This is a genomic window from Rothia mucilaginosa, from assembly GCF_964211445.1.
GTDB lineage: Bacteria > Actinomycetota > Actinomycetes > Actinomycetales > Micrococcaceae > Rothia > Rothia mucilaginosa_E.
This window is the reverse complement of record NZ_CAXOQT010000046.1, coordinates 1-9,461: the sequence shown is the minus strand read 5'-3', so window position 1 is coordinate 9,461 and position 9,461 is coordinate 1. Positions and strand designations below refer to the sequence as shown.

5 protein-coding genes and 1 riboswitch are annotated in these 9,461 nt (G+C 57.9%); of the genes, 1 reads left to right on the top strand and 4 read right to left on the bottom strand.

All coding sequences use genetic code 11. The features are described from left to right. Positions 1-24 precede the first annotated feature (24 nt). The 4 genes from AB8E48_RS08765 to AB8E48_RS08750 all read right to left on the bottom strand — a co-directional run bounded on the left by AB8E48_RS08765 (position 25) and on the right by AB8E48_RS08750 (position 7,578). A complete protein-coding gene (locus AB8E48_RS08765; protein WP_368886457.1) occupies positions 25-2,007 on the bottom strand; it encodes a M13 family metallopeptidase in 1,983 nt (660 codons plus the stop codon). Between the two features lie 229 nt (positions 2,008-2,236). Next, positions 2,237-3,682 (bottom strand): MFS transporter, encoded by a 1,446-nt coding sequence (locus tag AB8E48_RS08760; RefSeq protein WP_070833213.1) that lies wholly within the window; start codon positions 3,680-3,682, stop codon positions 2,237-2,239. Positions 3,683-4,196: 514 nt separating this feature from the next. Beyond that, entirely contained in the window at positions 4,197-6,524 is a 2,328-nt protein-coding gene (gene metE, locus AB8E48_RS08755) for a 5-methyltetrahydropteroyltriglutamate--homocysteine S-methyltransferase (RefSeq protein WP_294627663.1), read from the bottom strand. Between the two features lie 148 nt (positions 6,525-6,672). Further along, entirely contained in the window at positions 6,673-7,578 is a 906-nt protein-coding gene (locus tag AB8E48_RS08750) for a methylenetetrahydrofolate reductase (protein ID WP_368886456.1), read from the bottom strand. Between the two features lie 117 nt (positions 7,579-7,695). Then, a riboswitch (SAM riboswitch) is annotated at positions 7,696-7,812 on the bottom strand. 347 nt (positions 7,813-8,159) lie between these two features. Between AB8E48_RS08750 and AB8E48_RS08745 the strand changes: the two genes are divergently transcribed. After that, positions 8,160-9,461: ATP-binding cassette domain-containing protein (locus AB8E48_RS08745; RefSeq protein ID WP_368886455.1), on the top strand; the 1,302-nt coding region annotated here is incomplete at its 3' end.

Sequence of the window (9,461 nt, the reverse complement as noted above, 5' to 3'; positions counted from 1 at the left end):
AAAGCATATACCCTTATCGGGGTGCTACCAGATGCGCACACGCTCCTCCGGAGCCAGGTACAGCGCATCGCCCTCAGAGACGTCAAACGCCCCGTAGAACTCGTCAATATTGCGCACCACACCGTTCACACGGAACTCATCCGGCGAGTGCGGATCCACCGAAATCATCACCTCAGCATGCTGCGGGCGGGACTTCGTGCACCAGCCGCGAGCATTCGAGAAGAAGAAACGCTGAATAGCGGTCATACCGTCAATCACCGGTGCGTCATCCAGCGACTCAATGCCCTGCTTCTTCAGAGCCAGGCGGTACGCCTTCAACGCAATCGACATGCCGGACAGGTCGCCAATGTTCTCACCCAGGGTCAGCTCACCGTTCACGTGGAACTTCGGGTCCAGACCCACCGGAACGTACGCGTTGTACTGCTCCACCAGGGCTGCGGTACGCTCCTTGAACTTCGCGTAATCCTCCTCAGTCCACCAGCTTTCCAGCTTGCCGTCGCCGTCGTAGCGGGAACCCTGATCGTCAAAACCGTGACCAATCTCGTGGCCAATAATCATGCCGATATTGCCGTAGTTCGCCGCGTCGTCGGCATCCGGGTTGAAGTACGGGGGCTGCAGAATAGCTGCCGGGAACACAATCTCATTCGCCGGGGGCATGTAGTATGCGTTCACGGTCTGCGGAGTCATCAGCCACTCCGACTTATCCACCGGCTGACCCTTGCGGGCAATCAGCCAGTCAGCATCGAACGCACCGGTGCGGCGCAGGTTCTCGAACAGGTCACCGGGCACGAGCTCCAGCGCGGAGAAGTCACGCCACTTATCGGGGTAACCAATCTTGGTGACGAACTTCGACAGCTTCTCCAGCGCCTTCTGGCGGGTTGCCTCGGTCATCCAGTCAAGCGACTCAATAGACTCGCGGTAGGCCTCCAGGAGGTTGCCGACCAGAACCAGCATCTTCTCCTTATGAGCGGGCGGGAAGTGCACAGCCACGTACTCCTGGCCAATCTCCTCACCCAGAGCCTTCTCAACCGCACCCACGCCGCGCTTCCAACGCTCACGAATCTGCTGGGTGCCCGAGAGGGTCTTACCGTAGAAGTTGAAGCTTTCCTGAACCAGCTCGTCGTACATGAACGGCGCACGCGAACGCAGAACAGTCCACACAGCCCACAGCTTCCAGCTCATCAGCGGGATGGAGGTGAACAGCTTAGCCGCACCCTCAAAGAAGGACGGCTGACCCACAATAACCTGACCCAGGGTCTCCGGGTCGGCACCCAGCGCCAGCAGCCACTGGGAGAACGGGAAGCCGGGGAACTTCTCCTCCAACTCGGTCGCCTGGTACGGGTTGTAGGTCGCCTCCGCGTCGCGGTTCTCCACGACGTTCCAGTGCAGGCGAGCCAGCTCCGACTCGTGAGTGAACACCAGCTGAGCCGCCTGCTCCGGGGTCAGACCGAAGCCCTCAGCCAGACCGGTCAGCTGGAACATGCGGGCAATATGCTCAACGTATGCCGCGCATGCAGCCTCGTGCTTCTCTTCACGGTAGTAGGATTCATCCGGCAGACCCAGACCCGACTGGTACAGGAAGAAGGTGTAGTTCTTGGGGTCCTTCGGGTCGTTGCTGGTGTACCAGGCGAACAGCTGCGGCAAACCCGCACGAGACAGCAGCGCCAAGGTCACGGCAAGGTGGGTGGGGGTTGCCGAGTTTAGAATCGGGGCGATTTCCTTCAGCAGCGGCTCCAGGCCGTCCGCCTCAATCTTCTCAACATCCATGAAGGAGTTGTACAGCGCGCCGATGCGGGACTCCGGCTGCTCCTTCGCGATTTTCTCCACCAGCTCACGCACGTGCTTCTCTGCGTTATCGCGGAGGGTGTACAGGCCGCCATCCTTGGGGCGATCCGCCGGGATTTCGTGGGTAGCAAGCCACTTGCCGTTGACGTGGCGGAAGAAATCGTCGCCCGGCTTGACGGTTTCGTCCACCCATTCTTTAGTGATTCCAGAGTTAGTAGTCATGGTTCCATTCTATGTTCTTACGCCCGCAAGCCACAGGATGACCGGCATGCCGTCAGATGCTGGCTCACCGGTACAGGTGCTTCTCAGAGGCGTTTTAGGCGGCAGAAAGGGCAGGTAGCCCCTCGAAGGATGCAGAAAACCCGCCCGCACGGTCACACGACCGTACAGGCGGGTTAACATCTACCCTCTGAACTTATCTCTAGTTCAGGAAAGAAGAAGCACTATTCGCTTAAGCCTGAGCCTTCGCAGCCAGCTTCTGTGCACGCTCAGCCATCATGCGCTTCTCAGCACCGTTGACCAGCCACAGGAACAGCACAGCCAGACCGGAGCACACAATCATGAAGACGAACGCGGTGCCCCAACCCCAGTGGTCAACAATGATGCCGATACCGGCAGACGCCAGGGTTGCACCCAGCGCGTAACCGAACAGGCCGGTGAAGCCCGCAGCGGTGCCCGCAACGTGCGAGGGGGACAGGTCAATAGCCTGCAGACCAATCAGCATGACCGGGCCGTAAATCAGGCCACCAATCAGAGCCAACGCAACGTACGCAATCCACAGCGGCGCATCCGAAGAAGGCAGCCAGTACAGCAGGATCGCGCCAACGGTCGCAAGCAGGAACAGGATACCCGCGGGGGAGCGGCGACCCTTGAACATGCGGTCAGAAACGTAACCGCACAGGACGGTGCCACCAATACCGGCAAGCTCCAGAATCGAGAAGCCCGCAATACCACCCTCAAGGGAAGCGTGGCGCACATCGTGCAGGTACTTCGGTGCCCACACTAGCACACCGTAACGCAGGGTGTACACGAACACGTTTGCCAGAGCCAGGTACACCATGGTCGAGTTGGTCAGCACGTGCTTACGGATGGTGGTCCAGGTGGACTCTGCACGATCCTCAGCGGTGGACTCAACCTTGTGCGGGTCGTTGCGGTACACATCAACGGTGGGCAGGCCCTCAGCCTCGGGGTTGTCACGAATCAGCAGCCACGCCACGAAAGCCAGAACGAAGCTGATGACAGCCGGGAACCAGAACGCAACCTCCCAGGTCTTGCCGAACATGGAGAAGCCCCACGCAACCAGCAGACCGGACAGCGCACCACCAACGTTGTGGGCGGTGTTCCACCACGAAACCTTAGTACCGCGCTCGCTGGTGGAGAACCAGTTCACGAGCACACGACCCGAGGGAGGCCAACCCATGCCCTGGAAGATGCCGTTGAAGACCATAATGGTCGCCATGATGGAGGCGATAGCGGCACCGTAGCCGGCCGCACCCGCGCCTTCACCCATGTAGCCGGTCAGCGCCAGCAGAATGTTGGCAACACCCGAGAGCACCAGGCCGATGGGCAGGAACAGACGCGCGTTCGAGCGGTCAGAAATCATTGCGGTGAAGAACTTGCTGAAGCCGTATGCCAGCAGCAGTGCGGTGGACAGTGCACCGATTGCGGCGTTGCTGAAGCCAAGTTCCTTGGTCAGAATCGGGGTGACCAGTGGGACGTTGTTACGAATCAGGTAGAAGGTCGCGTAACCGATGAAAATACCCATGAAAACCTGCAGACGCATGCGCGGGTACTTTGCATTAACTTCAGCCTCGCTCAGTTGAGGCTTGGGTGCCGGAATTGCGAGCCAGCGGGGTACAGAACCCTTCTTCTTCTTTGATGAAGTGGTAGTAGTCATGCTGGAATTCTAAAAACGGATTCTTATAAAAATGCTAATCCGGTGGGCATATTTTCAGTGGATTGTTCACAGAGATGAACGGATATTCAGAGCGATTATTCTATAAATGCCGTTTTTGCCCTGGAATGACAGGGATGCGTGCAATCTGTGTGATGTAGGTCTGTCTACTGGGCAACATTGCCTCAAGTTGTGTAATGAATATAAATACTTTCTCTGTTGAGTAAGTATGTATTTTGGTCAGACCACACTTAAATTTAGAGTAATTTATACCCTAAGTTCAAATAAAAACCACTTAAACACCAGTACATCGGCGCCCTAAAACAGCACAGAAAACCCGCCCGTACAGTGCAGAAGAAAAACTGTACGGGCGGGCTGTTATCTATCCCCAAAAGCTCGGCATACAGTCGGTACGCATACCGGCTCGAAGCCGAACAGCCGCCACCTGCCGCAAGTCACCGCGAGCAAACCATCATCCGGTCAACCCGCGGCAGGCAGCGGAACCAATAGGCGCCTCCTAGAGGGATGCGCGAATCGCCTTGGTGGCATCCACCAGGTGACGCAGAGACTGCTTGGTCTCCTCGTAATCACGAGTCTTCAGACCACAGTCAGGGTTCACCCACAGGTCAGCAATGGTGCCGTAACCAATCGCAGCCTTCAGCAGGGACTCAATCTCATCCTGCGAAGGAACACGCGGGGAGTGGATGTCCCACACGCCCGGGCCCAGACCGGAAACGAAGCTCTCCGGAATGTCAGCCAGCAGCTCCATGTGCGAACGAGCCGCCTCAATGCTGGTCACGTCAGCGTTCAGAGCGTTAATCGAGTCGATAATCTCGTTGAACTCCGAGTAGCACAGGTGGGTGTGAATCTGGGTGGAATCCTTCACCGCGCTGGTTGCCAGGCGGAAGGAGTTCACCGACCAGTCCAGGTACTGCGGCTGCTCATCGCGGCGCAGGGGCAACAGCTCACGCAGAGCCGGCTCGTCCACCTGAATGATGCGGATGCCCGCCTGCTCCAGGTCAGCAATCTCATCGGCAAGAGCCAGAGCCACCTGGTTAGCGGTCTCGCGGCGCGGCTGGTCGTCACGCACGAAGGACCACGCCAGAATCGTCACCGGGCCGGTGAGCATGCCCTTGACCGGCTTCTCGCTCAGCGACTGTGCGTGGGAGCTCCACGGAACGGTGAACGCCTCACCGCGCAGGCCCTCACCGTGACGCTTCACGTCACCGAACAGGATCGAGGGGCGGGTGCAACGCGAACCGTAGGACTGAACCCAGCCGTGGCGGGTGGTTGCGAAACCGTCGAAGTTCTCAGCGAAGTACTGAACCATGTCGTTACGCTCAGCCTCACCGTGAACCAGCACGTCCAGGCCCAGCTCCTCCTGCAGTGCGATAACCGAAGCAATCTCGTCACGCAGGAAGCCGTTCAGTTCCTCGGCGGAAATCTTGCCCGCACGAGCCTCCGCACGGCGACGGCGAATCTCAGCGGTCTGCGGGAAAGAACCGATGGTGGTGGTCGGCAGCTTCGGCAGGTTCAGGTCAGCCTGAGCCGCGCGGCGAACGTCAATGGTCGGGCGGTCGAAGTCCTCAGCGGTCACAGCGGCGGCGCGGGCACGAATCTCGTCGTTGTGCTTGCGCGGGTCGGCAGCGAAGCGAGCCAGTGCCTCGTCGGCAGCCTTCAGCTCGGGCTCAATAGCGGCCTCACCCTCGGCCAGGCCGCGAGCCAGCAGAGCAATCTCAGCGACCTTCTGGTCAGCGAATGCCAGGCCGTCCACGGGAACCTCGGCGGGATCCTCAAGCTCCAGGTCGTGCGGCACGTGCTGCAGGGAGGTCGAAGAAGCCACAGACACGGCACCCTCGGATGCGCCGGGCAGCGCCTCCAGAGTCTTCAGAGCCGCGCGAACATCGGCACGCCACACGTTGCGGCCGTTCACAACACCGGCAACCAGGTGCACACCAGCGGCAGAAACAGACTCCAGCTCAGCCTTCGAGTACACGCCGTGCACCAGGTCAAGGTGCAGAGCCTCAATGCCGGTACCCAGCAGTGCCGGCAGGTTCTCACGCAGGGAACCGTAGGGGCTGGTCACCAGAATCTGCGGGCGCTTCTCGGCGGCAGCCAGGGCACGGTAGGTGCGCTCGGCCAGCTGCGCAACCTTCGCGTTGTCGGCACGGTCCACGGTCAGGCCCGGCTCATCCAGCTGAACCCACTCAACACCGCGCTCAGCCAGCTGCTCCAGCACCTGAGCGTAAGCGGCAACGAACTCGTCCAGACGGTCGATGGGTGCGAAGTCCTCGGCGGAACCCTGCTCAGCCTTAGCGCCCAGTAGCAGGGTCAGCGGGCCAACAATCTGCGGACGCACCTTCACACCAGCCTGCTTAGCGACCTCGAGCTGCTCGTCAATAGCCTCAAGGTTCAGCTTAATCTCGGTGCCGGCACCAATCTCAGGCACCAGGTAGTGGTAGTTGGTGTCGAACCACTTGGTCATCTCCAGCGGAGGCAGGGTCTCGGTACCGCGCGCCAGTGCGAAGTAACCGGGCAGATCCAGCAGGCCGCGTGCATCCTTAGCCTCAGCCAGACGCTCGGGAACCAGGGTGAACAGGCGAACAACGTCGAGCACCTGGTCGTAGTAGGAGAAGGTCGCCGGAATCGAGTAGTCGTCAGCCTTCAGGCCCGCGGCGGTCACGCGCTCAAAGTAGGTGCGCTGCACGTCAGCGGCGGTGTCCTGCAGCTCCTGCAGGGTGACCTTGCCCTTCCAGAAAGCCTCCTGAGCCTTCTTCAGCTCACGGAAGCGGCCCACGCGGGGGTAGCCAACAATGGTGGCGGCGGGGAATGCGGTGTTCGACATAATAATTTTTTCCTTTACTGGGGATAGAACTGGGAGAATCAGCGGGCCCTGCCGGCCCCGTCGATGGGGCCGAGATCCGCGGGACGCTCCCGGGGTACTTTGGGGGAAACTTGGGTGGCGCATCCGCGCCGGGTGGAGCAGGTCGCGTTTAGGCGAATTCCAGCTCGCTCAGGGGCTGGGAGAAACGGTTGCTGTATCGGGGCAGGTCCAGCTGGTCCAGAACGTCCAGCACCGCGGCATGCTCGTTGAAGGTGAAGAAGTGCAAGCCCGGTGCGCCCGCATCCATCACGGTGCGGCACTGGTTCAGCGCGTAGTCCACGCCGATGCGGTGCAGCTCTGCGCTGCTGGTTGCCGTCTCCAGGGCGTACGCGAGGTCCGCCGGAACCGACATGCCCGCCATCTGGCAGAGGTTCCGCAGGCGCTTCAGGGAGGTCACCGGCATGATGCCCGGAATAATCGGAATATCCACACCCGCCAGGCGAGCCGAATCGACCAGGGCGCTATAGCGTTCATCCTCGAAGAACACCTGGGTGATAGCGAAATCCGCGCCGGCGCGCTGCTTCGACAGCAGAATCTCAATATCCTGCAGCAGGGATGCGGACTCCGGGTGCTTCTGCGGGTACGCCGCCACACCGATGGACACCTTGCCAGCCGCCAGGTGGGCGAAATCTTCACGCTCAACACGGCGAATCAGCTCCACCAGGTAGCGGGCGAAAGGAAGTTCAGAAACCTGACCCTCCTGCACGTCACCGCGTAGCGCCAGGAAGCCGCGCACGCCCAGACCCAGAATCAGACGGACTGCACGCTCCAGCTCGTGCACCGAGTGGCCCGCACAAATCAGGTGAGCCAGCGGGGTGAGGGAGGTTTCATGCACCAGGTGGTCGAGCAGCGCCAGCGTCTTCTGACGGCGCTTCGCGTCACCGGAGTAGGTGACCGAAACGTAGTCGGGGTTGGTACCCTCAAGCTCCGCAATGGTGTGGAGCAGCGACTCACAGCTCGCGTGTGAGCGCGGAGGGAACAGCTCAAAAGAAAGAGCCGGGTGAACTGTCGTCATAACCATCCTTCGTGTTCACCCGATAGATACGCACCGTGAGGGTGCGCGAATTCTTCTGCAGGATGCGCGCCACCGGTTTACGGGTGCGCATCATCAAGGGGTGCCGAAGGGTATTCTTCTCTATCGGTTCTGGCGGGAGCACCTTGTCCGTACCCTGCACCGTGACGGCGGGGGATACTGGCGAGGTTGCTGCGACGTCGACGAGCCAGATCTCTCGGTCGCTCTTGATAGATAACGCTTTCACTCTACCCACCGCCTCCGAGGGCGTGCAAGGGGTGCGGCGGTTGATGTCCTAATATTTCTGGACATGACATTGGGGCGAAATATGAACTTAATATGACCGACTATGACGAAGGGCGGCTGGGGGTGTTGCGGGTAGGGCTGTCGGCTGACCCCTGGATACCCGGCATTATCACAGATACGTTCGCTTAATATTCTTGGACACGCGCGAATATATGTGTTTTATATTTCATTGAGGGGTAGGGTAGCTAGTGAGGCACGGGTAGTGTTTCGATGTCTGCTCATCGAGGAGTTTCAGGGCTCAAAGATGAGTTCAATATGACTTTGTGAGCGTGGTGAGAATGAAAAATCTATTTTCTTCTATACTCTGGTCTTTCCGCCTAGCCTGGAAAACCTGTCCCACAACCCTGGTGAGCGCCGCCCTATCACTAGCTGTCATAGCCTGCATTCCCTTGAGTCAGTCCCTGCTGATTGGTAATACAGTATCAGCCTTGAGCGGTTCAAATGGTGGCGCGGCCTGGATTTATATTGTTGCTCTTGCCCTTGTCGTTGGAATTAATATTATTGCCCAACGCTGGGTCATAAGTAACATGCGCATCCTCAAATCAAAGGTGAACTATCGGGTTCACTGCATGTTAAATAACAGGTTATCTACATTTCCGTTATCTGATATAGGTAGCACAAAATCACAGGAAGATATACGTGCTGCTAGAGAGGCAATATCGAACCAGGAATTGCAGGTTCACACCATGTCAGTTATGGCACTGGTGAGTGCCTTCGCAATGGTGTTACTTCTCTGTCTCAATATTGCGAACGTCAGCATTGTGGCAGCAATTTTTGCGGCACTGTGTTCATTGCCCCTAGCCATTGCAATGGTGATTCTCGCTAAACGTGATTACGCTATATACACCCTAATGTACGAGGACTATCGGGTAGAGAACTACTATCTAGACAATCTGATGGCTCAAAGTCGCGCCCAAGAACTTCATCTCATGAGAGCCTCCCGATTTTTCTCGCAACGCGTAGCGTCCTGGCGACGCCGGGCAGCTGGTAGGGAATTGAGCCTTGAAAGTGTTAGAGGAATCATCTCCATAGTTGCAGGGCTACTCTGCTCTGTCTTACTCTTTGCGTCCCTGTACTTCCTTGTGGATTCAGGCGCCGATATATCGTATGTGGCCGGATCGCTGATTGGAATCATTGCCTGTGTTAACGCGACCCAAGAGGTGGGATATTCATTCGGCCAGATTATTAATGGAGCATTATCTGTTCAGCAATTCCGAAGGGTATGCGACTCTGATACTTACGACCATGCTTCTGGGATAAAAACTTCTAACCCTAACCATGAAAATATTTCAAAAATTATATGCAAAGATGTATCCGTTCAGTATGAGAGCGCGTCGTCTTTTGCGCTTAAAGATATTAATCTTGAGCTGATGAATAATCAAATGATTGCAGTAGTTGGTGCCTCGGGCGCGGGAAAAACAACGCTAATAAATGCAATTCTTGGAATTACACCAATTGCCCAGGGGAGCATAACGTATAAGGGTGCTTCTTCTGAGAGTAAATACAACATGTTGGCAAATGTTGGTTTGGTGAGTCAAGACTACGGTCGTTATGAACTGACTGTGCGTGAAAATCTTCTT